26 protein-coding genes and 1 pseudogene are annotated in these 25,021 nt (G+C 40.8%); 9 read left to right on the forward strand and 18 right to left on the reverse strand.

Going from position 1 to position 25,021, the window contains the following annotated elements:
* The gene (zwf, locus tag HMPREF0850_RS09170; protein ID WP_000096099.1) at nucleotides 1-1,488 is read left to right on the forward strand and encodes a glucose-6-phosphate dehydrogenase; all 1,488 of its coding nucleotides are present in this window, start codon (nucleotides 1-3) and stop codon (nucleotides 1,486-1,488) included.
* A gap of 44 nt (nucleotides 1,489-1,532) precedes the next feature.
* Here zwf and ftsY read toward each other — a convergent pair whose 3' ends face one another.
* Genes ftsY through HMPREF0850_RS09185 form a run of 3 tightly spaced genes read right to left on the reverse strand, consistent with a single transcriptional unit; the run spans nucleotide 1,533 to nucleotide 4,456 of the window.
* Complete coding sequence (gene ftsY / locus HMPREF0850_RS09175) at nucleotides 1,533-2,843, reverse strand: signal recognition particle-docking protein FtsY (protein WP_000522287.1); 1,311 nt, start codon at nucleotides 2,841-2,843, stop codon at nucleotides 1,533-1,535.
* Between the two features lie 3 nt (nucleotides 2,844-2,846).
* Nucleotides 2,847-3,665 (reverse strand): Cof-type HAD-IIB family hydrolase, encoded by an 819-nt coding sequence (locus tag HMPREF0850_RS09180; protein WP_000763415.1) that lies wholly within the window; start codon nucleotides 3,663-3,665, stop codon nucleotides 2,847-2,849.
* Nucleotides 3,665-4,456, reverse strand: a complete 792-nt coding sequence (locus tag HMPREF0850_RS09185) for a Cof-type HAD-IIB family hydrolase (protein WP_000594108.1) — start codon at nucleotides 4,454-4,456, stop codon at nucleotides 3,665-3,667. Before HMPREF0850_RS09185 ends, HMPREF0850_RS09180 begins: the two co-directional genes overlap by 1 nt.
* 107 nt (nucleotides 4,457-4,563) lie before the next feature.
* Between HMPREF0850_RS09185 and HMPREF0850_RS12825 the strand changes: the two are divergent.
* Nucleotides 4,564-5,274 (forward strand): annotated as a pseudogene (locus HMPREF0850_RS12825) (IS30 family transposase); the annotation flags it as partial.
* 51 nt (nucleotides 5,275-5,325) lie between these two features.
* Nucleotides 5,326-5,625 (forward strand): YbaB/EbfC family nucleoid-associated protein, encoded by a 300-nt coding sequence (locus tag HMPREF0850_RS09195; RefSeq protein ID WP_009013996.1) that lies wholly within the window; start codon nucleotides 5,326-5,328, stop codon nucleotides 5,623-5,625.
* Between the two features lie 47 nt (nucleotides 5,626-5,672).
* Here HMPREF0850_RS09195 and HMPREF0850_RS09200 read toward each other — a convergent pair whose 3' ends face one another.
* The 7 genes from HMPREF0850_RS09200 to glmU form a co-directional block, all read right to left on the reverse strand.
* Nucleotides 5,673-7,436 (reverse strand): glycerophosphoryl diester phosphodiesterase membrane domain-containing protein, encoded by a 1,764-nt coding sequence (locus HMPREF0850_RS09200; protein WP_000801697.1) that lies wholly within the window; start codon nucleotides 7,434-7,436, stop codon nucleotides 5,673-5,675.
* Nucleotides 7,437-7,444: 8 nt separating this feature from the next.
* Entirely contained in the window at nucleotides 7,445-8,035 is a 591-nt protein-coding gene (locus HMPREF0850_RS09205; RefSeq protein ID WP_000413627.1) for a 3'-5' exonuclease, read from the reverse strand.
* 70 nt (nucleotides 8,036-8,105) lie between these two features.
* Entirely contained in the window at nucleotides 8,106-8,600 is a 495-nt protein-coding gene (gene rocS, locus HMPREF0850_RS09210) for a chromosome segregation protein RocS (protein ID WP_000021247.1), read from the reverse strand.
* Between the two features lie 76 nt (nucleotides 8,601-8,676).
* Nucleotides 8,677-9,369: a 5'-methylthioadenosine/adenosylhomocysteine nucleosidase gene (locus HMPREF0850_RS09215; protein ID WP_000689801.1), complete on the reverse strand. Its 693-nt coding sequence runs from the start codon at nucleotides 9,367-9,369 to the stop codon at nucleotides 8,677-8,679.
* 16 nt (nucleotides 9,370-9,385) lie between these two features.
* The gene (gene macP, locus HMPREF0850_RS09220) at nucleotides 9,386-9,697 is read right to left on the reverse strand and encodes a cell wall synthase accessory phosphoprotein MacP (RefSeq protein WP_000517873.1); all 312 of its coding nucleotides are present in this window, start codon (nucleotides 9,695-9,697) and stop codon (nucleotides 9,386-9,388) included.
* 11 nt (nucleotides 9,698-9,708) lie between these two features.
* On the reverse strand, nucleotides 9,709-10,254 hold the full coding sequence (locus HMPREF0850_RS09225; protein WP_000393791.1) for an NUDIX hydrolase: 546 nt from the start codon (nucleotides 10,252-10,254) through the stop codon (nucleotides 9,709-9,711).
* 9 nt (nucleotides 10,255-10,263) lie between these two features.
* On the reverse strand, nucleotides 10,264-11,643 hold the full coding sequence (gene glmU, locus HMPREF0850_RS09230; RefSeq protein WP_000073752.1) for a bifunctional UDP-N-acetylglucosamine diphosphorylase/glucosamine-1-phosphate N-acetyltransferase GlmU: 1,380 nt from the start codon (nucleotides 11,641-11,643) through the stop codon (nucleotides 10,264-10,266).
* 158 nt (nucleotides 11,644-11,801) lie between these two features.
* Here glmU and HMPREF0850_RS09235 point away from each other — a divergent pair, with 158 nt between their 5' ends.
* The 5 genes from HMPREF0850_RS09235 (at nucleotide 11,802) to lysS (ending at nucleotide 16,284) form a co-directional block, all read left to right on the forward strand.
* Nucleotides 11,802-12,602, forward strand: a complete 801-nt coding sequence (locus HMPREF0850_RS09235) for a glycoside hydrolase family 25 protein (protein WP_001227568.1) — start codon at nucleotides 11,802-11,804, stop codon at nucleotides 12,600-12,602.
* 106 nt (nucleotides 12,603-12,708) lie between these two features.
* Nucleotides 12,709-13,551 carry a DUF368 domain-containing protein gene (locus HMPREF0850_RS09240; RefSeq protein WP_000493297.1) on the forward strand — a complete coding sequence of 281 codons (843 nt, stop codon included), beginning with the start codon at nucleotides 12,709-12,711 and terminating at the stop codon, nucleotides 13,549-13,551.
* Entirely contained in the window at nucleotides 13,551-14,033 is a 483-nt protein-coding gene (locus HMPREF0850_RS09245; RefSeq protein ID WP_001085911.1) for an aminoacyl-tRNA deacylase, read from the forward strand. Before HMPREF0850_RS09240 ends, HMPREF0850_RS09245 begins: the two co-directional genes overlap by 1 nt.
* Nucleotides 14,033-14,656: a histidine phosphatase family protein gene (locus HMPREF0850_RS09250; protein ID WP_000780800.1), complete on the forward strand. Its 624-nt coding sequence runs from the start codon at nucleotides 14,033-14,035 to the stop codon at nucleotides 14,654-14,656. The genes HMPREF0850_RS09245 and HMPREF0850_RS09250 overlap by 1 nt, the downstream gene beginning before the upstream one ends.
* Before the next feature lie 137 nt (nucleotides 14,657-14,793).
* Nucleotides 14,794-16,284: a lysine--tRNA ligase gene (gene lysS / locus HMPREF0850_RS09255; protein ID WP_000102442.1), complete on the forward strand. Its 1,491-nt coding sequence runs from the start codon at nucleotides 14,794-14,796 to the stop codon at nucleotides 16,282-16,284.
* A 73-nt stretch (nucleotides 16,285-16,357) separates the two neighbouring features.
* On the opposite strand, the gene HMPREF0850_RS09260 is transcribed toward lysS, so the two are convergent.
* The 5 genes from HMPREF0850_RS09260 to HMPREF0850_RS09280 form a co-directional block, all read right to left on the reverse strand.
* Nucleotides 16,358-17,194, reverse strand: a complete 837-nt coding sequence (locus tag HMPREF0850_RS09260; RefSeq protein WP_009013999.1) for an amino acid ABC transporter substrate-binding protein — start codon at nucleotides 17,192-17,194, stop codon at nucleotides 16,358-16,360.
* Between the two features lie 11 nt (nucleotides 17,195-17,205).
* Nucleotides 17,206-17,835, reverse strand: coding sequence for an amino acid ABC transporter ATP-binding protein (locus HMPREF0850_RS09265; RefSeq protein ID WP_000891749.1), 630 nt, complete (start codon nucleotides 17,833-17,835; stop codon nucleotides 17,206-17,208).
* A 9-nt stretch (nucleotides 17,836-17,844) separates the two neighbouring features.
* A complete protein-coding gene (locus HMPREF0850_RS09270) occupies nucleotides 17,845-18,486 on the reverse strand; it encodes an amino acid ABC transporter permease (RefSeq protein ID WP_000120845.1) in 642 nt (213 codons plus the stop codon).
* Nucleotides 18,487-18,633: 147 nt separating this feature from the next.
* A complete protein-coding gene (locus HMPREF0850_RS09275) occupies nucleotides 18,634-19,863 on the reverse strand; it encodes a tetratricopeptide repeat protein (RefSeq protein WP_001065977.1) in 1,230 nt (409 codons plus the stop codon).
* Nucleotides 19,853-21,016 (reverse strand): AI-2E family transporter, encoded by a 1,164-nt coding sequence (locus HMPREF0850_RS09280; protein ID WP_000400295.1) that lies wholly within the window; start codon nucleotides 21,014-21,016, stop codon nucleotides 19,853-19,855. Before HMPREF0850_RS09280 ends, HMPREF0850_RS09275 begins: the two co-directional genes overlap by 11 nt.
* Nucleotides 21,017-21,159: 143 nt before the next feature.
* Between HMPREF0850_RS09280 and HMPREF0850_RS09285 the strand changes: the two genes are divergently transcribed.
* Nucleotides 21,160-22,173 carry a lactonase family protein gene (locus tag HMPREF0850_RS09285; RefSeq protein ID WP_000665611.1) on the forward strand — a complete coding sequence of 338 codons (1,014 nt, stop codon included), beginning with the start codon at nucleotides 21,160-21,162 and terminating at the stop codon, nucleotides 22,171-22,173.
* 35 nt (nucleotides 22,174-22,208) lie between these two features.
* Here the strand turns inward: HMPREF0850_RS09285 and HMPREF0850_RS09290 are convergent, their stop codons facing one another.
* The 3 genes from HMPREF0850_RS09290 to HMPREF0850_RS09300 form a co-directional block, all read right to left on the reverse strand.
* A complete protein-coding gene (locus tag HMPREF0850_RS09290; RefSeq protein WP_000068036.1) occupies nucleotides 22,209-22,628 on the reverse strand; it encodes a F0F1 ATP synthase subunit epsilon in 420 nt (139 codons plus the stop codon).
* 10 nt (nucleotides 22,629-22,638) lie between these two features.
* A complete protein-coding gene (atpD, locus tag HMPREF0850_RS09295) occupies nucleotides 22,639-24,045 on the reverse strand; it encodes a F0F1 ATP synthase subunit beta (protein WP_000094370.1) in 1,407 nt (468 codons plus the stop codon).
* An 85-nt stretch (nucleotides 24,046-24,130) separates the two neighbouring features.
* Nucleotides 24,131-25,009 (reverse strand): F0F1 ATP synthase subunit gamma, encoded by an 879-nt coding sequence (locus HMPREF0850_RS09300; protein WP_000301229.1) that lies wholly within the window; start codon nucleotides 25,007-25,009, stop codon nucleotides 24,131-24,133.
* Nucleotides 25,010-25,021: the final 12 nt, after the last annotated feature.

A 25,021-nucleotide genomic window follows, 5' to 3' on the forward strand; every position in this document is an offset into this window, starting at 1 on the left:
ATGTCATCAAAGGTTATTGTTACAATTTTCGGTGCGAGTGGAGATTTAGCTAAACGCAAACTCTACCCTTCCCTTTTCAGACTATATAAATCAGGCAATCTTTCTGAGCATTTTGCAGTTATCGGAACAGCTCGTAGACCTTGGAGTAAGGAATATTTTGAATCTGTAGTTGTCGAGTCCATCCTTGATTTGGCAGATAGTACCGAGCAAGCCCAAGAATTTGCCAGCCACTTCTACTATCAAAGCCATGATGTGAATGATACAGAACATTACATTGCTTTGCATCAATTACAAGCTGAGCTGAATGAAAAATACCAAGCTGAACACAATAAGCTCTTTTTCTTGTCTATGGCACCTCAGTTCTTTGGAACCATTGCCAAGCACCTCAAATCTGAAAACATTGTCGATGGCAAAGGTTTTGAGCGCTTGATCGTTGAGAAACCATTTGGTACAGACTACGAAACAGCAAGCAAACTCAATGAAGATCTCCTTGCGGCCTTTGATGAGGAGCAAATCTACCGAATTGACCATTACCTAGGTAAAGAGATGATTCAGAGTATCTTTGCTGTTCGTTTTGCCAACATGATCTTTGAGAATGTTTGGAACCGTGAACACATCGATAATGTCCAAATTACCTTTGCGGAACGCTTGGGTGTAGAAGAGCGTGGTGGCTACTATGATCAATCTGGTGCCCTTCGTGATATGGTGCAAAACCATACTCTCCAACTCCTCTCTCTTCTAGCCATGGACAAACCAGCTAGCTTTACAAAGGATGAGATTCGTGCTGAAAAGATAAAGGTCTTTAAAAACCTCTATCATCCAACTGAGGAAGAATTGAAAGAACAGTTTATCCGTGGTCAGTACCGCTCTGGTAAAATCGATGGCATGAAATACATTTCCTATCGTAGCGAGCCAAACGTCGATCCTGAATCTACAACAGAAACCTTCGCATCTGGCGCCTTCTTTGTAGACAGCGATCGTTTCCGTGGCGTTCCCTTCTTCTTCCGTACTGGTAAACGTCTGACTGAAAAAGGGACTCATGTCAATATCGTCTTTAAGCAAATGGACTCTATCTTTGGAGAACCATTAGCACCAAATATCTTGACCATCTATATCCAACCAACTGAAGGCTTCTCTCTTAGCCTAAATGGGAAACAAGTAGGTGAAGAATTTAACCTGGCACCAAGCTCTCTGGATTACCGTACAGATGCTACAGCTACTGGGGCCTCACCAGATCCTTACGAGAAATTAATCTACGATGTCTTGAACAACAACTCAACCAATTTCAGCCACTGGGATGAGGTAAGTGCTTCATGGAAATTGATTGACCGTATCGAAGATCTCTGGGCTGAAAATGGTGTTCCACTCTACGATTATAAAGCTGGAAGCATGGGGCCACAAGCTAGCTTTGACTTACTTGAGAAGTATGGAGCCAAATGGACCTGGCAACCAGATATCGCCTATCGTGAAGATGGCCGTTTAGAATAGCAAAAATATCCTGCAAGATTGACTTGCAGGATATTTATTTTATATTAAATCAAGCCTTCTAAGAGACCTTTCATAAAGTTTTCTGAGTTAAATTCCCCGATATCATCGATTTTTTCACCGAAACCAATCAATTTTACAGGGATATTAAGTTCTTCGCGGATGGCTAGTACAACACCACCTCGGGCAGTTCCGTCAATTTTTGTCAAAACAATTCCTGTCAATGGTGTTATCTTAGAAAATTCCTTAGCTTGTACCAAGGCGTTCTGTCCAGTCGAAGCATCGAGTGCCAGGAATGTTTCATGGGGTGCCTCTGGAACGACACGCTTGATAATACGACCAATCTTTTCCAACTCGGCCATAAGGTTGTCCTTATTTTGCAGACGCCCTGCTGTATCAATCATGAGAATATCAATTCCTTCTGCTACAGCACGTTCCATCCCATCAAAGACCACACTAGCTGGATCAGCCTTTTCAGGTCCCGTCACAACAGGAACATCAACACGACGGCCCCATTCTGCTAGCTGGGCAACAGCTCCAGCACGGAAGGTATCTGCCGCAACCAACATGACTTTCTTGCCAGCTTGTTTGTAGCGATGAGCCAATTTCCCGATAGAAGTTGTTTTCCCAACACCGTTAACACCAACAAAGAGCATGACTGTCAAACCATCTTGGAAATGGATTTGTTCATCGTAGTTGCCATCCTTCTCATAGAGTTCAACCAATTTCTCGATAATGACACGGCGGAGTGCGTCTGGCTTCTTAGCGTTTTCTAATTTGGCTTCATAGCGTAGTTCTTCTGTTAAGTTTGAAGCGACTTGCACACCGACGTCGCTCATGATGAGCAGTTCTTCCAATTCCTCGAAGAATTCTTCATCGACAGAACGAAAGTTGGCAAAGAAGGCATTCAAACGAGCTCCGAATCCTGTACGGGTTTTCTTGAGACTGCGGTCATATTTTTCCTGAACGGTCTCTTCAACTTGAGGATATTCTTCTTCTACTACTTCAGAAGCGAGCTCTTCTTCAGTTTCTACAGTTTCTTGGCTCTCTTCTTCTAGAATTTCTTCCGGCTCTTGGAGTTGTTCCAATTCATCAGATTCTAGCTCAAGCTCTTCCTGAGCAGTTTTCTCGACTGCTTCTGGTTCAATGACTTCTTCTGTCGAGACCTGTGAAATTTCTCCTTGAGCAGGAGTTTCTTCCACTTTGTCCGTTTCTGTCTCTTCTTGGCTTGTTTCCTTGACAGCCGTTTGGTTTTCTTCAACCTCTTCTGACAAATCAAGATTTTCCAGTGCTTCTTTTACTATATCTTCGATTTTCGGCTCTTCTTTTTTCCCGAATAGACGGTCAAATAATCCCATATTCTAGTTCTCCTTTAGCACGTATTCTTCGATAGCCCAGGCAACGGCTTCCTCGTCGTTGGTCATTGGGGTAATCACATTGGCAACTTCCTTAACCGCTGGAACTGCGTTTTGCATGGCAACTCCCAGACCTGCCCACTCAATCATGGAAAGGTCATTGGCCTCGTCCCCACAAGCCATCACTTGACTTTGGTCAATTCCCAAGTGTTTAACTAATTTCGCTAAACCTGTTGCCTTGTGGACGTTTTTCGGCGACCATTCCAATAAGAGTTCACGCGATTTGAAGATTTCGTATTGGTCAAACAATTCAGGAGAAATCTGTTGAATAGCTGCATCCAAAGGTTCTTTGGCAAAGGCAGTTACACATTTATTATACGTCATCTGACTAGATAGATCTTCAAAAGCGATAGGCACGAAAGTCAGGGCTGGGTTGAACTTAGCATAGAGACTTTCTTGATCCGACTGGATTTGATAGACTGTTCCTTCTGAAATGGCATCTAACGGAAGTCCGAGTTTTTCAGTTTCCTCGTACAATCGCGCCACATCGTCGATTGAAAAGACTGTTTTATCGAGAATCTCTCCTGTATTTTTCTGAACCAGACCACCATTAAAGGTGATAGTGTACTCGTCCTCCTGACCGTCAGTCCCTAGCTCATGGAGAAAGAAATCCATAGCCTTTAGAGGACGACCCGTTGTCAGTACGACCTTGATGCCACGATCACGCGCAGCTTTGAGGACCGCCTTGGTACGATCTGTCAGCTTTTTATCCGTTGTCAGCAAGGTGCCATCCAAGTCCAATGCAATCAATTTAATATCTGCCATTACAAGCCCTCCATATAAGCCATCACTGATTGGTCCTTATGGTGGCCAATCACTGCTTCTGCTAATTCTAAAATCTCTGGTCGCGCATTTTCAGGAGCGATTGGGTGCCCGACGACCTGCATCATGTGAAGGTCATTGAGATTATCTCCAAACGCCATGACCTGATCCATAGTTAGACCCAGCTTTTTAGCCAACTCAACAATAGCCACACCCTTATCAACATAGTCCAAGACAATATCGATGGATTCAAAACCTGTTGTCATGGCTTTCACACCAGAAACGTTTTCGTTGACCCAGGCCTCTCCAGCTTCTATCGTTTCTTCAGTAAAGTTCGTAGTAAATTTAAAAATCTCATCCGTGATATATTCCAAACTAGCTACTTTTTGAATGTTTTCATTGTAGTGACGGCTAAACATGAGATAGGTCTCATCCACTGTATCCAAAACATAACAAGCTTTTTTCCCAGTCAGGAGCATTTTTCTTTCATCAAAATAAGGCGATTTCTTCAAAGCTTCAAAAGTGCTCAAGTAAAAATCCCGAGACATAGTAGCCTCGTACATATCCTCACCATGAAACTCAACATAGCTCCCATTTTCAGCTATAAAAATCAATTCATCACGCACATCCGCAAACAACTTTTTCAGGGACAAGATCCCACGACCCGAAGCCACAGCAAAATAAATCCCCTTTTCCTTGTAGGAAACAAGTACGTTTTTGAGGCGTTCCATATCAAACCGACCTTCTCCATCTAGAAAGGTTCCATCCATATCGGTTGCTACAAGTTTAATCATAAAATCCTTCATACTCCAATTGATAAATCTATCTTCTATTATACCATAGATAAGTTTAAAAAGGTCCAGTACAGTAGGAGTGGCTGCTGGATAGTAGGTCTTTTTCAGTAAAGATTCTCCACTATCATAACCAAAAGTTGTCTCCTGAAATGATGTTCAAAGCTAAGGGAGTTAACGTAGGAATTTCTACCATCTACTGCTGGATTCATCATGGAAAATTAGGACTAACCAAACAGAACCTTCTTTATCCTAGAAAAGGAAAAACTGTCAAGAAACAAGCTAGTCTCAACTTTAAACCTGCTGGTCAATCCATTGAACAGCGTCCTGAAGCTATCAGTCTTCGCTTAGAGGATGGGCACTATGAGATTAATACAGTCCTACTTACAAGAGCGAAAAATCACTGCTTGCTTGTCTTGACGGATCGAAGGAGCAAACATCAAATCATTCGATTAATTCCAAATAAAAGCGCTGAGTCGGTCAATCAGGCTCTAAAACTCATCTTAAAACAGCATCAAATTCTTTCCATCACGGCAGATAATGGAGCCGAATTCAACCGCTTGTCTGATGTGTTTTCTAAGGAACATATCTACTATGCACACCCCTATAGGGGAACTAATAAGAATCACAACAGGGTCATTCGTAGATGGTTGCCTAAAGGAACCAAGAAAACGACTCCTAAAGAAGTCGCCTTCATTGAAAATTGGATTAATAACTATCCTAAAAAATGCTTGGACTACAAGTCTCCCAGAGAAGACTGCTTGCTGACTAACTTGAATTTGAAATTTAGCTTTAAACTAATAATAGACTTTTACTCCTAAAATTGATAAAATAAAAAAGAAAATAATAGAAAAAGGGAACTGTAAATCACTATGATGAACATGCAAAACATGATGCGCCAAGCACAAAAACTTCAAAAACAAATGGAACAAAGTCAAGCAGAACTCGCTGCTATGCAATTTGTTGGAAAATCTGCTCAAGACCTTGTCCAAGCAACTTTAACAGGAGCCAAAAAGGTGGTCAGCATTGACTTTAACCCAGCAGTTGTAGATCCAGAAGATCTAGAAACCTTGTCTGATATGACCGTTCAAGCCATCAACGCTGCTCTAGAACAAATCGACGAAACGACTAAGAAAAAATTAGGTGCTTTCGCTGGAAAATTACCATTCTAATCACCTACAGAAAAAGGAGGAAGGTTCACTTCTCCTTTTTTTCTCTGTTAGAAATTAAAGAACTCCGTAGCTTTTTTCAAAAGGAGATCGGTGTATTCTGGATCTTCCTGAGCTGCTGCTAAAGTCTCCTGTAGCATCTCCATGTCATCTGTAATCATCCCATCCACTGACAACTGCAACGATTTATCAAGTGCGTCAGAGCTATTGATGGTCCATACGTAAAGCTTTTGTTCTGTATACCAAAGTTTAGTAACAAAATATTCATCCAATGTTGAATACTCCATAGTATAGCCCGTTGCCTTGGTTTTTGGGAAAATACTATTATAAGGCAAGATGAAATAAGCTGGAATAGTCGAATCATATTTCAAAACTTGGTCAATCACATGATAGTCTAGTGATTGCATCTGATGACCATACTGCTTAATAATCGGTCCATACTTCTCTAGAAAACGTTCCATCATTTGTGGACTGTCTTTTTTACTGGTTTTGATTTCAATCAACAATCTTTGATGAAGTTCATTCGCGCGATTGAGATAGTCATCAAAACTAGATATTTTGGTTCGATAGCCATTTTCAAAAATATCTAACCCTGTCAACTCCTCCAAAGTCAAGTCTTGAGGTCTGGCATTGATACCTGCTAAGTTCTTAAGATTGGCGTCATGCATCATCACAAACTGACCATCTTTGGTCTCCTGTACATCCATTTCAATCAAATCTGGTTTTAGTTGCGCTGTTTTTTCCAAAGACTGAACAGTGTTTTGTACACCATTTTTATTTGAAACACCCCTATGTGAAATGACTAAAGGGGTATTTGTCACAGGAGCTTCCAGATAGATATAACCTTCCAGCGCAAAAAAGATACTAGCGCAGCCCATAACTCCCCATCTCATCAAATGGTCTTTTTTTCTTCTTGGCATAATCTCCAGTTCCTCACCGGTCAAAAAGGAGACAAACTTAACAAGGAAATAGGTCAACGCCATATAGTGGATGTTTTTTATCAAGACAAAGTTGATAACTCCAAGAATCAGTGATTCTTTCTGTGTTAAATTGTCAATTACAATCTGTCCTATTAGCAAGGGAGTCAAGAGAAGGAAGAAAAAGAGATAGGTTTTAATAATAATGAGTAGCAAGTTCCAAGCATAAAAGAGAACTTGTTTTTTTGTCTTTTGTAGGCTATATTTTACTCCTTCTCTCACAGTCCTCTTTTCAAAGAGAATCTTCGGAAGGGCAAACATGAGTCGGACAGACACATAGAGCAAAATCCAAGCAGATGCAAAAATCATCAAGCCTACTAGCCAGTGCTTGTCTTCCAGGTAAGTCACGATAAAGTCTGGAATAACGATTTTATTTAAGTAATAAATTTTTAAAATTTTCCTGATGAAAGGAAAGAGCATGGCTACGTAGAAGAATACAAAGGCCATCTTACAGAAGCTCAAGCGTTTCATGAACAGAAAACTTTGCTGGAAAACTTTGCGACTGTACTCAATTAAGGTTCTCTTTTCGTGGTAGAGAAGGTGACGCGCCCCAATAAAGAGGAGGCAAATTTGAAAATAAGCTACCAAAAGATTGATTGCTATCAAAAAGAGAAAGGCCAGACTGATTAAAGGAGAACTCGTGATAATGGCAAAAATATTATTGTAAGAAATAAACAAATAGCCCGTCTGGCTGAGTAAAAGACCAGCAAGAAAAGAATTGAGAGGTAACCACAGATATTCCACCATCATGAAAATTAAGAAAAAGAGGAAGAGAACTTTATCTAGGTTGAGGTAAATTTTCCTAAAACCTAGCTTTTTAGGTTTTTCAGGTTTCATAGGCACTCCTAGTCTAGAAATTGAGATAAGTCTAACCCGCCAAAGGGATTCATAGATAGATTACTCTGTTCTTCTAACAGTAGTTTTCCTTCATCCGATTCCAAAAAGGCTTCATAAACACGCGCCGTCATGCGGGCATCTTCTAAACTATTATGTGACTTACCATGAAAGCCTAAGAAATTAGCTACAGTTTGTAATTTAAGATTTGCTATGCCGTGTAGGTCGGAACTACGGCGTTCAAAAGCCTCATCATATAAATCAACCTTATACTGGTCACGATAATCAATACCATGCTCCAAGAGAATAGGTAAATCACTCTTAGCTGCATTGTAACCAACGATAGGTAAGTCGCCAACAAATGCCTGAAAGTCTTTTAAAACTTTTTCTACTTTTGGCGCATCTTTCAAGGTTTCAGCTGTAATTCCTGTCAAACCATTGATAAAACTCTTTAAAGGCACGCTGGTATGAACATAAGAATCAAAAGCAGCGCTTTCTTGTCCATCTTGAAAGCGAACTGCTGATACTTGAATTAAATGGGTAACCCCTTCGTGTTGATTGAATTCTAAGTCAAAGGCGATATAGTCTCTTAATTTTTCCATCATTTACCTCAATTTAAACTATAAATAATAAAAGAAGCCATCAGGTTAGTGAATAACCCAAACAGCTTCTTTATTTTCCTCCAAATAGGCGAGCAAAAAAGCCTTTTTTGGTTGCTTGGACTTCTTCTTTTGCTTGGTCCAACTCTAGTTTCAAGCTTTCTTGATCCTTCATTGCTTGAAGAGTCAACTGTTGCTGTTGGTCCAACTGTTTGTCCTTTTCAGCAATCTGGCGATCTTTGATGCGCATCTGCTCATCTTTTTCTGCTAACTGCTGGTCTTTGGCCTTGAGTTGCTCATACAATCGAAGAATTTCAGCGTTTTTCTCATCAACCAAGATTTCCATCAGTTCACGTTGTTTGACATCATCACTGACTGGTTCATCTTCAAAAATCGTTTTTTTGTAGATTTCTTCTAGCTTAATCAAGCCACTTCGAGTAACTACTGTTACACCTTTGTCATTTTTTTTCGTGTCCTCTTCTGGAAGTTCTTTGACACGATTGTTGATTGCCTGACGAGATAGTCCTAAGACCTCTGCAATCTCGCTGACGGTCATTTCAATACTCATAATATCCTCTGAAACGTTTTCTAGCTTTTCTTTATTTAAATCTTATCATAAGCTAGATAAACTGTCAAATTTCCGCTTAATTCAAGGCCTTTAAAAAGGCTAGTAAGACTTGGGCCGAACGACGCCCAGCTTCGATAATAAACTCATCAAAAGAGATAGAGGCTTCGTGATTGGCATTGTCACTCATAGCACGAATGACGAGGAAAGGTAGGTCAAGAGCCTGAGCCGCTTGAGCAATGGCCGCCCCTTCCATTTCAACTGCTAAAACATCTGGAAAGTGGGATTTGATACTAGCAATCTTATCTTCTCCAGCTATAAAACTGTCCCCTGTAGCAATCAAGCCTAGGTGCCAGGTCTGTTCTACTTGAGATAAACTTTCTTGAATCCTAGCGATGAACTTCTTGTCAGATTCAAAGTAAAGAGATTGACCAGCCATTTGGCCATAAGCATAACCAAAAGCAGTCACATCCACATCATGATAGACAAGTTTATCCGCAATCACGACATCACCAACAGCAATCCCTTCAGCAAGAGCACCTGCTGATCCTGTATTGATGATAGCTTCTACCTGAAAATGGTCAGCTAACACTGCTACACTCATAGCCGACATGACCTTTCCAATCCCACTCTGAACTAGAACGACTTCTGTGTTGCCAACAGAGCCAGTGTAGTAAGTATTTCCTAAGACTTGGACTTCTTTAGGTTTTTCCAAATTCTGAGTCAAGTGTAGGAGTTCCTCTGGCATTGCTGCAATGATTCCAATTTTCATTTGATGTCCTTTCCAATTACAAGAGTTTCATCGCCAAAACTAGCAAAATCAAAAGTAAAATTACCGCAAATAGAATTCGATTGAGTTTCGAATTAAAAACATTTCTCTTGGTGTTCTCAATACGACGGCTCTTATGAATCGTTGGTTCTACTTCGATTGTAAGTGTATCTTGACTAAAACCGTGGTCTCTAGAACGTGAATAACCAAAATGTTGTGAAGATGTTGGTAGGATTTTTGTTTCCTCATCATCTTGAAGGGGTGGTCCTGAGATTTTCTCTCCACGATTGGCACGTTCAATCATTTCATCTGTTAATAAAGGTTTTCCCATGGGTTTCTCCTCTATTTCTTTTGTAGTTCCCAGTACTGGATCGCCATAATGGTCTTGGCATCACAGATATGACCTGACTGGATCAGGTTCTTGGCTTCCTCTAGGCTTACTTCTAAAACTTCCAAAGTTTCATCATCATCTTGTGGGCGAGAATTTTCCACCTTGACCAAATCACTAGCGAGGTAGAGTTTTAGTTTTTCATTACAAAATCCAATCGCAGAATAGAAATCGTACAACAGTTCTAACTTACCAGTGTAGGCAACCTCTTCTTCCAATTCACGAAGTGCCGCTGCCATTGGATCAGCATTTTCACCAAGTTCTAGTTTACCAGCAGGAATCTCATAAGAAACCGCCTCGATTGCCTTTCGGTATTGCTTAACAAGAACGATTTCGTCTTCAGCTGTCACAGCTAGTACACAAACAGCTCCATTGTGAAAAATTAAGTCACGTTGGGCAGTCCCCTTTCCTTCTGGTAGTTCCACCTGGTCTTGTACTAGTTTGAAAATAGGACCTTGATAGATTTCCTTACGACTAATCGTTTTTTCTTCAAATTCCATGACAAACTCCTACTGATTCTTGGGATGATGAGGGAGGCGAGTCGCATATTCATCTTTGTTGACCTGACGTCCACGGCCGATAGCAATAGCATCAGCAGGAACATTCTTGGTAATGGTTGAACCCGCTCCAACCAGAGAATTATCCCCAAGTTCTACAGGAGCAATAATAGTTGAGTTTGAGCCAACAAAGACATTGTTGCCAATGACAGTTTTGTATTTATTTTTGCCATCGTAGTTGACTGTAATAGTTCCTGCACCGAAGTTAACATGGCTACCCACTTCGCAGTTTCCAATATAGGTCAAATGACCCGCCTTGGTATTTTCACCGATTGAAGATCCTTTTACTTCAACAAAGTTTCCAATGTGAACTTGAGTACCAAGACTTGAACCCGGACGGATATGGGCATAAGGACCAACAGTTACACCGTCTGCTACCAAACTTTCCTCAATCATGGAATTCGTAATCACGGCTCCAGATCCAATGGTGCTATCCACGATATAAGTTCCATTTGTTAAAATAGTCTCCGCCCCAATCTTCGTTTGACCTTTCAAGGTAACGTTGGCTTCAATTTGGACTTCAGGAGCAATCTCAACATCAATGTCAATGTAAGTTGCTTCTGGATTAACAAAGCTGACACCATTGACCATATGTTTTTGATTGATACGGCGGCGCATCACTGCTTCCGCAGTCGCAAGAGCTACACGGTCATTTACCCCAAGACTTTCATCAAAATCCTTGAGAGTATAAGCGCCAACCTTCTCACCCGCATTACGGAAAATACCAATCACGTCAGTAATATAGTACTCACCTTGGGCATTGTTGGTGTTGATGTTTTTAAGAGCCTCAAAAAGACGTTCATTGTCAAATACATAAGTTCCCGTATTGATTTCCTTAATCTGCTTTTCAAAGTCTGTGGCATCTTTCTGCTCCACAATCCGAAGAACTTCAGCGTTATCGTTGCGGACGATACGACCATATCCAAAAGGATCAGCTGCTTCAGCTGTTAAAATCGTCGCAACATTTTTGTGATTGATATGGAAATCCAAGAGATTTTTCAAGCTTTCACCTGTAATCAGAGGAGTATCCCCAGCGATGACTAAGGTATGTCCAGAACGATTTTGGAGAATGGGCTCTGCCATCATGACAGCATGCCCTGTTCCTAGTTGTTCTGATTGGGTAACAAAGTCTGTCTGCCCAGCCAAGACTTGCTCAACTAACTCAGCCTTGTGTCCCACTACGGTAACTGTCTTTTCAGGTTGAATAGCTCCAACACTGCGAAAAACATGTTCCAACATCGAAATTCCTGCTACTTTATGAAGTACTTTGGGAAGATCTGATTTCATGCGAGTACCCTTACCCGCTGCTAAAATAATGGCATAATTTGACATACTATTCTCTTTTCTGTAAAAATTCCCTTATATTATACCATAATTTTACTTTTAAAGAACAAACAAACAGGTGCTTTCCTGAAAATCTCCCCTACTTGTCTACATTTCTAAACTGTTTCCTTTGATTTTTTTTAGATTTTACGATAAACTAAATAAGTATGAGAAAAAAAATTCATCCAGCTATTATTTTTAGTTTATTTGGAATTTTCATAGCGATTTTACTCCTCAACAAACCAAGTTTTGAGGATCATCCTATCAAAACTAAGCCAAATGCTCTTCAAGTTGAAACACAAGCCTTGCATAATCTTGACAAACCCATTATCGACGTCTCTGGTTGGCAAAGACCTGAGGAGATTAACTACGACACCTTATCTCAAAATATTTCTGGTGTTATTGTTCGCGTTCACAATGGGGCTCAACATACTGAAGCAAATGATGCTGCCTTTATCAATGGTGTCGATAAAGCTTATAAAAATCACATATCAGAATTCCAAAAACGGAATGTCCCTGTGGGGGTTTATGCCTATGTAGCTGGAAAAAGTAAAGAAGATATGGAGAAGGCTGCTGAAGTTTTCTATAATGCTGCTTCTCCCTACAATCCTAGCTACTACTGGTTAGATGTTGAAGAAAAAACAATGTCTGATATGAATGAAGGTGTTGAGGCCTTTCGCGCCAAACTGGCAGCTCTCGGCGCTAAAAACATCGGCATCTACGTTGGGGTTTACTTCATGCAAGAGCATAGTATCAATACAGAAAAGTTCACTGCTATTTGGATCCCTTCCTATGGAACGGACTCTGGTTATTTTGAAACGAAGCCAAATACTGATCTGGACTACGATCTCCACCAGTACACATCTAAAGGAAGAATTGCAGGATTTGAACATCATTTGGACATCAATTTGATTTCTACTGCTAAAGAGAAGGAAGAAACCTTCAGAAAACTATTTTTAAGACCATAAGACAAGTGAAAATAACAAACTTTTTCACTTGTTTTTTCATTTTCTCCCTGTCTGTGTTATAATTGATAGCATAGAGAAAGAATTTTATGAAATTGAGGATTTTATTATGTTTTCATGGATTGCACGAGTTATTAAAGGAATCGTCATCGCATTAGGATTTATCCTACCGGGAATTTCTGGCGGTGTTTTAGCAGCTATTTTGGGTATTTACGAGAGAATGATTGGCTTTCTGGCTCATCCTTTTAAGGATTTTAAAGAGAATGTCCTTTACTTTATCCCAGTAGCTATCGGGATGTTGCTTGGGATTGGTTTGTTTTCCTATCCGATCGAGTATTTGCTAGAAAATTACCAAGTCTATGTTTTGTGGAGCTTTGCTGGAGCTATCATCGGTACAGTTCCTAGCCTCCTTAAAGAATCTACTCGAGAATCTGATCGTGATAAGATTGACCTAGTTTGGTTCTGGACTACCTTTATCATTTCAGGATTTGGCCTCTACGCTTTAAATTTTGTTGTAGGTTCACTCAGTGCTAGTTTTGCAAACTTCATCTTGGCAGGTGTTCTTTTAGCTCTTGGTGTCTTGGTGCCTGGTTTAAGTCCGTCAAATCTACTTTTGATTTTGGGACTGTACGCTCCAATGCTGACTGGTTTTAAGACCTTTGATTTATTCGGGACCTTCCTTCCTATCGGCATTGGTGCAGGAGCAACTCTCATTATCTTTTCAAAATTGATGGACCATGCCTTGAACAACTACCACTCTCGTGTCTATCACTTTATTATCGGAATTGTGCTTTCAAGCACTCTCTTAATTTTGATTCCAAATGCTGGAAATGCTGAAAGTATCCAATACACTGGACTTTCTATTGTGAGCTATGTTCTCATCGCCTTCTTCTTTGCGCTTGGCATTTGGCTTGGTATCTGGATGAGCCAGCTGGAGGATAAGTATAAATAATGGCAAAGAAAGTTAAGATTAAAAAAACCTTGGTCGAGCAGATCTTGACCAAGGCAGGGATTGAGCACACAGGGATTCAAATCAATGCGCTTGAAGGAGAACTTCCTCCTGAATACGACCGAAAACAGATTTTTAAAACCTTGGCTCTGCTGGGTGACAAGACAGGACCAATCATCGGAATTGTTCCCATAACGGAACACCTCGCCGAGAAAAAACTAGCAAAGGTTTCTGGCAATAAAAAGGTGAGCATGATTCCACAGAAGGACTTGGAAAAAACGACAGGCTATGTTCATGGAGCTAACAACCCTGTCGGTATTCGTCAGAAACACAATTATCCAATTTTTATTGATCAGACTGCTTTGGACTTGGATCAAATGATTGTCTCTGCTGGGGAAATTGGCCACAGCATTATCGTAGCGCCACAAGACTTGGCCAGCTTTGTAAAAGCGGATTTTGCTGATATCTTGGAGGAAAGTAAGTAATGAAACTCTATTTTGTTCGTCATGGCCGCACTCTATGGAATCTTGAAGGACGTTTTCAAGGTGCTAGTGGTGACTCTCCCCTTCTTCCAGAGTCTATTGATATCCTAAAACAACTTGGCCAGTATCTTAAGGATATTCCTTTTGATAAGATTTATTCAAGTGATTTACCTAGAGCGATTAAGTCTGCTGAAATTATCCAAAGTCAACTCCAGGCTCCTTGTACTTTAAAGAGCATTCCTGACCTGCGCGAATGGCAACTTGGAAAACTTGAAGGTTTAAAAATCGCTACGCTCAATGCCATCTATCCACGACAAATCAAGGCCTTTCGCTCTAATCTCGCTCAGTTTGATACGAAGATGTTTGAAGCGGAATCCCTCTACTCTACGACTCAGCGTACTATTCAATTTATCAAATCTCTGAAAGGAAGTCCGGCTGAAAACATTCTAATCGTCGGTCATGGTGCAAATCTCACTGCTAGCCTACGTACTCTTCTAGGCTATAAAGAGGCTCATCTTCGCAAAGATGGAGGCTTGGCCAATGCCAGTCTTACAATTTTGGAGACTGAGGATTTTGAAACCTTCACTCTGGAAAGATGGAATGACACTTCCTATCAAGAAAAATAATGGAACTTGATCCCAATGGTCAAGTTCTTTTTAGTTTTCAAAGAATATCCGTGAATTTCTTGACTATTTATGATAAAATGGGAGTATCGCAAAAAAGACTCATCGTATCAAATTTTGAGTAAAACTAGGAGGAACCCATGTCTACAGAACATATGGAAGAACTAAATGACCAGCAGATCGTTCGCCGTGAAAAAATGGCTGCGCTCCGTGAACAAGGAATCGATCCCTTCGGAAAACGTTTTGAACGTACTGCTAACTCTCAAGAACTTAAAGACAAATTTGCAGAACTTGATAAAGAACAACTACACGAATTAAACGAGACTGCTACAATTGCTGGACGTTTAGTTACTAAACGTGGTAAAGGGAAAGTCGGCTTCGCCCATCTCCAAGACCGTGAAGGTCAAATCCAAATCTACGTTCGTAAAGACGAAGTTGGTGAAGAAAACTATGAAATCTTCAAAAAAGCTGATCTTGGTGACTTCCTCGGTGTCGAAGGTGAGGTTATGCGCACCGATATGGGAGAACTTTCTATCAAGGCAACTCACATCACTCACTTGTCTAAAGCACTTCGCCCGCTTCCAGAGAAATTCCACGGTTTGACTGATGTTGAAACAATTTACCGTAAACGTTACCTTGACTTGATTTCGAATCGTGAAAGCTTTGAGCGCTTTGTCACTCGTTCAAAAATCATCTCTGAAATCCGTCGTTACCTTGATCAAAAAGGATTCCTTGAAGTGGAAACACCTGTCCTTCATAATGAAGCCGGTGGTGCTGCTGCCCGTCCATTTATCACTCACCACAATGCCCAAAACATTGACATGGTACTTCGTATCGCAACTGAGCTTCACTTAAAACGTCTTATCGTTGGTGGTATGGAACGTGTCTATGAAATTGGCCGTATCTTCCGTAACGAAGGAATGGACGCCACTCACAACCCTGAATTCACTTCTATCGAAGTTTATCAAGCTTATGCAGACTTCCAAGATATCATGGACTTGACGGAAGGTATTATCCAACATGCTGCTAAATCAGTCAAAGGTGATGGCCCAGTAAACTATCAAGGAACTGAAATTAAGATCAATGAACCGTTTAAACGTGTTCATATGGTGGATGCTATTAAGGAAATTACTGGTGTTGACTTCTGGCAAGATATGACTTTCGAAGAAGCAAAAGCTATCGCTGCTGAGAAGAAAGTTCCAGTTGAGAAACACTATACTGAAGTTGGTCACATCATCAACGCTTTCTTTGAAGAATTTGTCGAAGAAACTTTAATCCAACCAACCTTTGTCTATGGACATCCAGTAGCTGTCTCACCGCTCGCTAAGAAAAATCCTGAAGACGAACGCTTTACTGACCGTTTCGAGCTCTTCATTATGACCAAGGAATATGGTAATGCCTTTACCGAGTTGAACGACCCAATCGACCAACTTAGCCGTTTTGAAGCTCAAGCTAAAGCTAAAGAGCTTGGGGACGATGAAGCAACAGGTATCGACTACGACTACATTGAGGCTCTTGAATACGGTATGCCACCAACAGGTGGTTTGGGTATCGGTATCGACCGTCTCTGCATGCTCCTCACTGATACAACCACTATCCGTGACGTATTGCTCTTCCCAACAATGAAATAAACTCTTATCCTCTGGTACTTTCCAGAGGATTTTTAAGACTAAAAGAGACTGAGGTTAACTCAATCTCTTTTTCTTATTCTTGATTTTTAACTTGACTGGTGGCTACATCTTCTCCAAACCATTTTTGACTAATTTCTTGGAACTTACCATTCTTGTAAAGACTAGAAAATCCTTCATTTATCTTATTAACCAGAGTTGTATCTTCCTTACGTGCTCCAACTGCAAAAGCTTCTGTTTCTAGTCCAACTGTAAAGACATTATAATCATTTAAAATGCCTTCTGCTTCTAAATAATAGTTTGCATAGACACGATCAATCAATAGGCCGTCAATTCGATCGTTTTTCAAATCAATCAAGGCTTCATTAAAAGTTTGGTACTGATTCGCTTCATTATTAGCGACAATATCCTTCAAAATCGCTGGATTTCCTTCAAAGTCCGCATAACCAGATGAACCAGCTTGAGCTCCCAAAGTCTTTCCAGTCATATCTTTTGCAGTCGTGATACCTGACGATTTCTTAGTAACCAATACCTGCTCATTCTTCATATATGAGTTACTGAATGCTACCTTTTCACGACGTTCGTCTGTAGCGGAATAGCCATTCCAAATCAGATCAATCGTTCCTTTTGTCAATTCAGCTTCTTTCAAATCCCAATCAATCGGTTGCCAATTTACCGTAATTCCGTATTTTTCAAAAACAGCTGTAGCTAAATCAATATCAAATCCTGCATAGGAACCATCTTTCTGAGCAAATCCCATTGGAACAAAAGTACTATCAAATCCAATAGTAATAGACTTGTTAGACTCGTACTTAGACCAATTATCTCCACTAGTTTCACTAGAATTTTTCCCACAAGCTACTAAGAACAAAGCAGCCATTAGACTGACTAATACAAGCATCAATTTTTTCATCATTTTTCCTCCTATTTAGGCTCTACTTTTAATAATACATCTGCAATATTTTCAGCGAATTGTAAATCGTGGGTAACCACAATTTGCGTCATCCCAAGTTCCCTATTTTGCAAAATCAGTTTTTCCACTTCCAAGCGTAATTCTGGATCCAAGGCAGAAGTTGGTTCATCGTAACCAATGATTTCTGGGTCAATCATCATAGCACGCGCCAAAGCCACCCGCTGCTTTTGCCCACCTGATAGTGAGAAGGGATAAGCATCTGCGTGCCCTGCTAGTCCTAACTGTTCCAAGAGTCCACGCGCCTTCTTCTCAGCCTCTTCCTGCTTCATTCCCATAGTTTTCACAGGCGATAGGGTCAAATTGTCCAGAACTGATAAATGAGGGAAAAGTTGAAAATCTTGGAAGACAAATCCTAGTAGGTTGCGTTTTTCTAGTTCGTCTAAAGCTAGAGATTCACCGTTATAGTAGATTTCTCCAGAATCAATAGTTTCCAGTCCAGCTAACATACGTAATAAGGTTGTTTTTCCGCCTCCTGATGGACCTACGATTGCCAGGATTTGCTTTTCAGGAATTGATAGGCTGAAATTAGTTAAGATTTGTTTGCCACCAAAGGCCTTGTTGATGTTTCGTAATTCTAACATGGCAATCTCCTATCTGTAATAACTGTACTTCTTCTCAACTTTTTTGGCAAGGATAGTCACAATACCAATCAAAATCAAGTAAATTGCTCCTGCCAAGAACATAGGAACCAGACTAGCATCACGGTTGGCTGCTGTCCGACTAGCCAAAATTAAATCTGAAATCCCCAAAGCATAGACCAAAGAAGTATCCTTGACCAAACTCATGACCTCATTAAATACACTAGGAAGAACAATTTTGGTCACCTGTGGTAAGATAATATAGCGCACTGTGGCAAAAGGGCTAAACTTCAAGACCTTAGCAGCCTCATATTGACCCTTAGGAATGGTATCAATCCCCCCACGGAAGATTTCAGCAAAGTAAGCTGCATAATTTAAAACAAAGGCAATAATAGCCGCAGGAAGGCGATCCAAACGAATCCCAATATTTGGGAGCACATAATAGATAAAGATCAATTGCAAGAGCAAGGGTGTTCCCCGCATGATCCAGATATAAATATTGATCAGATAATGGAGGAGCTTCCAATGGACTTGCAAGGCAAAGGCAATCAAAACGCCCAAGGGAATAGAAAAAATCAAGACCAGTACAAAAACCTGTAAGGTCATGCTTGCACCGCTCAATAAACTCGGTAATATCTCAAACAAATAAGACATACTGCACCTCCTGAAAATAATTATTCCTATTATAGCATAAATAAACAATTTAGCAAGGGTTATTGTAAAAAAATTCTGTTTCCTTTTGAAAATAAAAAACCGCATCCATCAAAATGACTAGATACAGTTTTGCTTTATAGGATATTTTTAAAGTGTTTCTAGCAGTTCTTGCATCTGAACATCATCTGGAATCAGTTTTAAATATACCTCTGCTTGAGTCTTAGCTTCTTCAAAATACCCCAATTCACGCAAGAGATAAGTATATTGTTCCAGAAACTCTGGATTGTCCTTGAGGTCAGACGACAGTTCTTGATAGAGCTCATAGGCCCTATCTAAATCCTCGATTTCCTGATAAGAACGGGCAATCATCCACTTGGTCAAGACGTTTTCAGGTTCTTGACTTTGGAGAGCGATAATGTCCTCAAACCGCTCTTGTTCCATATAGATGGTTGCAAGGCGAAGGAATATTTCTTCTGTATCCTCTGCATCTTCTTTTGCAGTAAGGAGAAAGTCCTCCGCACCGCTAGGATCATGTAATTCATACGAGAACTGAGAAGCAGCTAGTAAGAGACGAGTTTCAAATGGATTTTTCTCCAAACCCTGTTTAACGATACGGAGAGCTTCTTCTATCTGATGTTCCTTGTGCAAGGATTGACTATAACCATACTCATATCCCTCAAAATCTGGCGAAATGGTATCAATCTGCTTAAAGTAGAGAGCTGATTTTTGATACTCTTCTTGGTCAAAGTAAAGACTAGCCAGTTCAAAGGCAGTTTGGTCATCGTATTCTAGTTCTAAAGCTTTTTCTAAGAATTCTGTAGCAGCTTCAAACTTGCCTAACTGGGCATAAGCGTAGCCAATTCGTTGGTAGGTTGAGACACCCGTTTGCTCATAGATGGAGCGATTGTCTAATTGAGTATAGCCCTGAATAGCTTCCTGATAATTTCCTAACTCACTATCTAACTCAGCCAAACCAAAAACTAATAAGGGATCGTCTGAGTAGTTTAGGGCTTCCAGTAACTTTTCACGCGCTACATCTGTCAATCCCTCCAACTGATAGAGGTCTGCCTTCAAGGCCAAAGCCGATACATACCAGTCACTTTCAGGTGTGATTTCCTCAAGGTAAGCAAATGCTTCCTCAACATTGCCATCCTCGCTAGCAATACTTGCTAAGTTCAGATTCACTTCTGGAAATTCTGTAACGATATCTTGGTAAATCTCTTTTGCTTGAGGATAAAAGCCAATTCCCTCTAGATAGCTTGCTAGTTCGTAAAGAACTTCACTTGAATCTGTTTCGAGGGCCTTGTGAAAATACTGATCCGCCTTGGTTAAATCCTGTTCATCCAAAGCCTGGAGCATGCGTTGACTATTGTTCACTCTTGATTTCCTCCCCTTCTTCATACAAACCGCTGACTTTTTTATACCAGTTAAAGATAGCTGAGATAACGACCTTGGCAGAAGCATAGACAGGAATTCCCAGCAAGACTCCCCAAATACCAAACATAGAACCTGAAGTTAGGAGAACAAAGAGGACATTGATCGGATGGATGTTCAGTTGACTACCCAAAATAAGCGGAGATACGAAGCGACCTTCAATCGTTTGTTCCACGATAAAGACAATGACGACTTTTAAAAGCATGACTGGTCCTGCAATCAAGCCAAGAACTAAAGCTGGAAGCATGGCAAGGAAACTACCCAGGTAAGGTACTAGATTGAGGATACCAGCCGTAATACCAAGAGTTACAGCATATCTGAGACCAATAATCTTAAAGAAGATAATAAACATAATTGCCACGATAATAGCAACTGTAACCTGTCCTCTAACGTAGTTTGACAGCTGTTTATTGACATCCGATAGGACTTCACCCGCAGGTTCTTTTAACTTCGTTGGAATAAACTTAGTCAAATAATCTCGCAAGCCTTTTCCATCGCGCAAGAGATAGAAGAGCATAAAGGGTACGATAATGACCGCTACAATCACCTGAGAAACACTACTGATAAAGGCGCTGACCCAGTTGACGGCTTGAGAAGAAATTTTGCTGGCCCATATCGTTGCTTCTGTAGAAACATTTGCAAGAACCTGCTCCAACTGAGGTCTAAAATCATCTGGCAAGCGTTTGGTTACAAGGTCATTGATAACCATATCAGCATCCTTAAGATAAGTCGGCACATTCTTCGCAAAATTTAAGACTTGGCGTTGCAGATTTGGAATAGCGACTGCCAGACCCCAAATGATAAAAAGTCCAATAATGACAAAAACTATACTGATAGCAAGAACGCGATTGATCTTGTGTTTCTCCATCCAGTCAACAATCGGATTGAGGAGGTAATAAAGTAAACCAGATAAAATAACTGGCAACATGACAACCCCTAAAAAATCCAAAACAGGTAAAAAGATAAAACTAATCTTACTTAGAATAAAAATGTTAAGCCCCAGTAACAAGGTTACTAAAAATACAGTGATAGCTTTATTATCTAAAAACCACTTAAAAAACCAAGATAGGCTAAAATGTTTCTCTTTATGTTCCATAAATACATCCTTTCTGTCATTCTCTCATTATACCATTTTTAATTTAAAATAACTCTTATTAAAGTGCTTACATAGATTAAATGAACACTTCCAAACTGTCATTTTGTGGTATAATGAATTTATCATTATTAAGAGGTATGGACATGAAAGAAACTGTTTATTTTGGAACTTATACTCGTCGCTCATCTAAAGGGATATACAAGGCAGATTTTGATACAGAAACAGGCCAGCTTGCGAATCTTGAACTCTTTGCTGCTGAACCAAGTCCGACCTACCTTGCCTTTGACCAACAACAACACTTATACACCGTAGGGAGTCAGGATGGCTTGGGTGGAATCGCTGCTTACAAAACCGATGGTACTTTGTTAAATCATGTGGTTGAAGAAGGCGCTCCCCATTGTTATGTGGCAGTGGATGAAAAACGTAGTCTCGTTTACGGAGCCAATTATCATAAAGGTCAAATTCTGGTTTATCAGCGTCAAACGGATGGTAGTCTCATCCAAACGGATCTGGATCAGCATAGCGGACAAGGTCCTCATGAAAACCAAACTTCTCCACATGTACACTTTACTGATCTAACACCTGATCAGTATCTCGTCACATGTGACCTAGGTACGGACGAGGTGACGACCTACGATGTTAGCCCAGAAGGAAAACTAAGTAAGCTCCACACTTATCACAGCCAGCCTGGAGCAGGTGCTCGCCACATCGTTTTCCATCATCATTATAAGATTGCCTACCTCATTTGCGAACTAAATAGTACCATTGAAGTCTTGATTTACGATGGTGTTGGTGAATTTGAACGCATGCAAGTTATTTCAACCTTACCAGATAGATACGAGGATTTCAATGCTACTGCTGCCATTCGTCTCTCAAAAGATGGTAAATACCTCTATGCATCCAATCGAGGCCATGATTCCATTGCCGTCTATACAATCCTCGCTGATGGCAGTCTGGAATTATTAGAAATCGTACCAACACATGGACAAAATCCACGTGATTTCGACCTAACTCCTGATCAAGAGTTTCTTATTGCTGTTCACCAAGATTCTGATAACGCAACCGTCTTTAAGCGTAATCCTGAAACTGGCCGTCTTGCGGAGCTTTCTAACGACTTCCATGTTCCTGAAGCAGTTTGCATCAACTTCCCACATTAAAAAAAATGAACTTGAGTTTCAAGTTCATTTTTTGATTATAGTTTATTTCCGACATTGATACGGTTAATGGCACGTTGAAGAGCAATCTTAGCGCGTCGTTCTTGGTCGATTAAGTGCTTGTCTTGAGCTTCTTCGATTTCACGTTCAGCGCGAAGTTTCGCACGTTCTGCACGACTGATATCGATATCACGAGCACGTTCTGCTGAGTCTGCTACGATGGTAATGATGTCATTGGCAATCTCGATAATCCCTCCGTTCACTGCAATCCAGTTCACATGAGTATCATCATCGATTCGTTTTACCTTTACTTCATCAACCGCTAAAACCGCAATCATATTTTCATGTCGTGGCAAGATCCCCATCTCACCATCCAGAGTTCGTACCGATACAAAGCTGGCATGGTGATCATAGACGAGGCCATCTGGTGTCACGATCTGGACAGTTAACTGAGCCATAGATCACCTCTTAAAATCCCATTTTCTCTGCCTTAGCAATGACGTCTTCGATTGAACCGACACCACGGAAGGCATCTTCTGGCAAGTGGTCATGTTTACCATCAAGGATTTCCTTGAAACCACGAACTGTTTCTGCTACTGGTACATAAGAACCAGGTTGGCCAGTAAATTGCTCCGCAACGTTGAAGTTTTGTGACAAGAAGAACTGGATACGACGGGCACGGGCAACCAAGGTCTTTTCTTCATCAGAAAGCTCATCCATACCAAGGATGGCAATGATATCTTGCAATTCATGGTAACGTTGAAGGACACGCTTGACTTCAGCAGCAACTGCATAGTGCTCTTCTCCGACAATTTCAGGTGCCAAGGCACGAGAGCTTGAAGCCAACGGATCAACGGCTGGATAGATACCCAACTGTACCAACTTACGTTCCAAGTTTGTTGTTGAATCCAAGTGAGCAAAAGCTGTTGCTGGTGCAGGGTCAGTATAGTCATCCGCTGGCACATAGATAGCCTGAATAGAGGTTACAGAACCCTTCTTAGTTGATGTGATACGTTCTTGTAATTGACCCATTTCCGTAGCAAGTGTTGGTTGGTAACCAACGGCTGAAGGCATACGACCCAAAAGGGCAGATACTTCTGAACCAGCTTGAGTGAAACGGAAGATATTATCGATAAAGAGAAGCACATCTTGGCCTTCTACATCACGGAAGTATTCGGCGATTGTTAAACCAGTAAGAGCAACACGCATACGGGCTCCTGGTGGCTCATTCATCTGACCAAATACCATGGCTGTTTTCTCGATAACGCCTGATTCTTTCATTTCCCAGTAAAGGTCATTCCCTTCACGAGTACGTTCCCCAACACCGGTAAATACTGAAATACCACCGTGTTCTTGGGCAATGTTGTGAATCAATTCTTGGATCAAGACAGTTTTACCAACTCCGGCACCACCAAAGAGTCCAACTTTCCCACCTTTAAGGTAAGGGGCAAGAAGGTCGATAACCTTAATCCCAGTTTCGAGAATTTCAGAAGACGTAGACAACTCATCAAAAGTTGGAGCTTTTTTATGAATTGGCTGACGCTCAGCGTCTTCAGCAAAAGGAGCATCCAAGTCAATGGTATCTCCCAAAACATTGAAGACACGTCCCAAAGTTTCTTTACCTACTGGCACAGAGATTGGACGACCTGTGTCCAAAACTTCCATTCCACGAGTCAAACCATCTGTTGATTCCATGGCGATAGTACGGACCATACCATCACCCAACTCCAAGGCTACTTCAAGGACGATTTTTGTTTTTCTTTCGTCATTTTTGTAGACGACAAGTGCATTGTTAATCTCAGGAAGTGTTTCCCCTGCCGCAAACAAAACGTCTACAACGGGTCCAATAACCTGAGCAATTTTACCTGAACTCATCTCCTTCTCCTATTCTATATAAGATACTGTCGGTTCCTAGTTTACCTAGGCCCTAAGTTCATTTTGATATGTACAGGGTAAAGCCTTATTCTAAGGCACTAGCACCTGCTACAATTTCTGTAATTTCTTGTGTAATCGCCGCCTGTCTGGCACGGTTATACTGTATGGTCAAATCATTGATGACTTTCTTGGCATTATCAGTCGCTGTCTGCATAGCTGTCATACCAGCGGCATTTTCAGCTGTCTTGGCATCGATAATGGCACCATAAATCATACTTTCAGCATACTGTGGCAACAATTGCTCCAAAATTTCTTCTCGGCTTGTTTCCAACTCAAATGTCAAGCTATACTCCTCATCTGCTTCGTTTGGATCAAGGTCAACAATCGGAAGCATTTGCTCCACACGCATTTGACTGGTAAGTGTATTGACGTGGTGATTATAGCAGACATAGAGTTCGTCAAAAAGTTCATTTTGATACATCTCAATCGTTTTTGAAATAATTTTACGAACTTCATCAAAACTAGGTTGGTCGGCCAAGCCTCGTAATTCATAGATTGGTTGAATGCCACGAGCCTTAAAGAAATCAGCTCCCATACCACCGATACAGATTATCTCAAAATCTTTACCATCTGGATGGTATTCTTCTTTCAACTCCATAACGGCTTTAAGGATGGAAGCATTATAACCTCCAACCAAGCCACGGTCTGAAGTGATGACAATATAGCCTGTCTTTTTGACTGGACGACTAATGAGCATCGGATTGGTAGAACCACCAGATCCGTTACCATGCAGAATATCCGTCAAAAGCTTACGAACCTTCTGAGCATAAACTTGAAAATTGCGTGCTGCTTCTTCAGAGCGACCTAACTTGGCAGCCGATACCATTTGCATGGCATTAGTGATTTGACTAGTATTTTTTGTTGAGGCGATTTTTGTTTTAATATCATTTAGAGATACTGCCATCTGACACCTCTA

This window comes from Streptococcus sp. M143, from assembly GCF_000162495.1.
GTDB classification, from domain to species: Bacteria; Bacillota; Bacilli; order Lactobacillales; family Streptococcaceae; genus Streptococcus; species Streptococcus dentisani.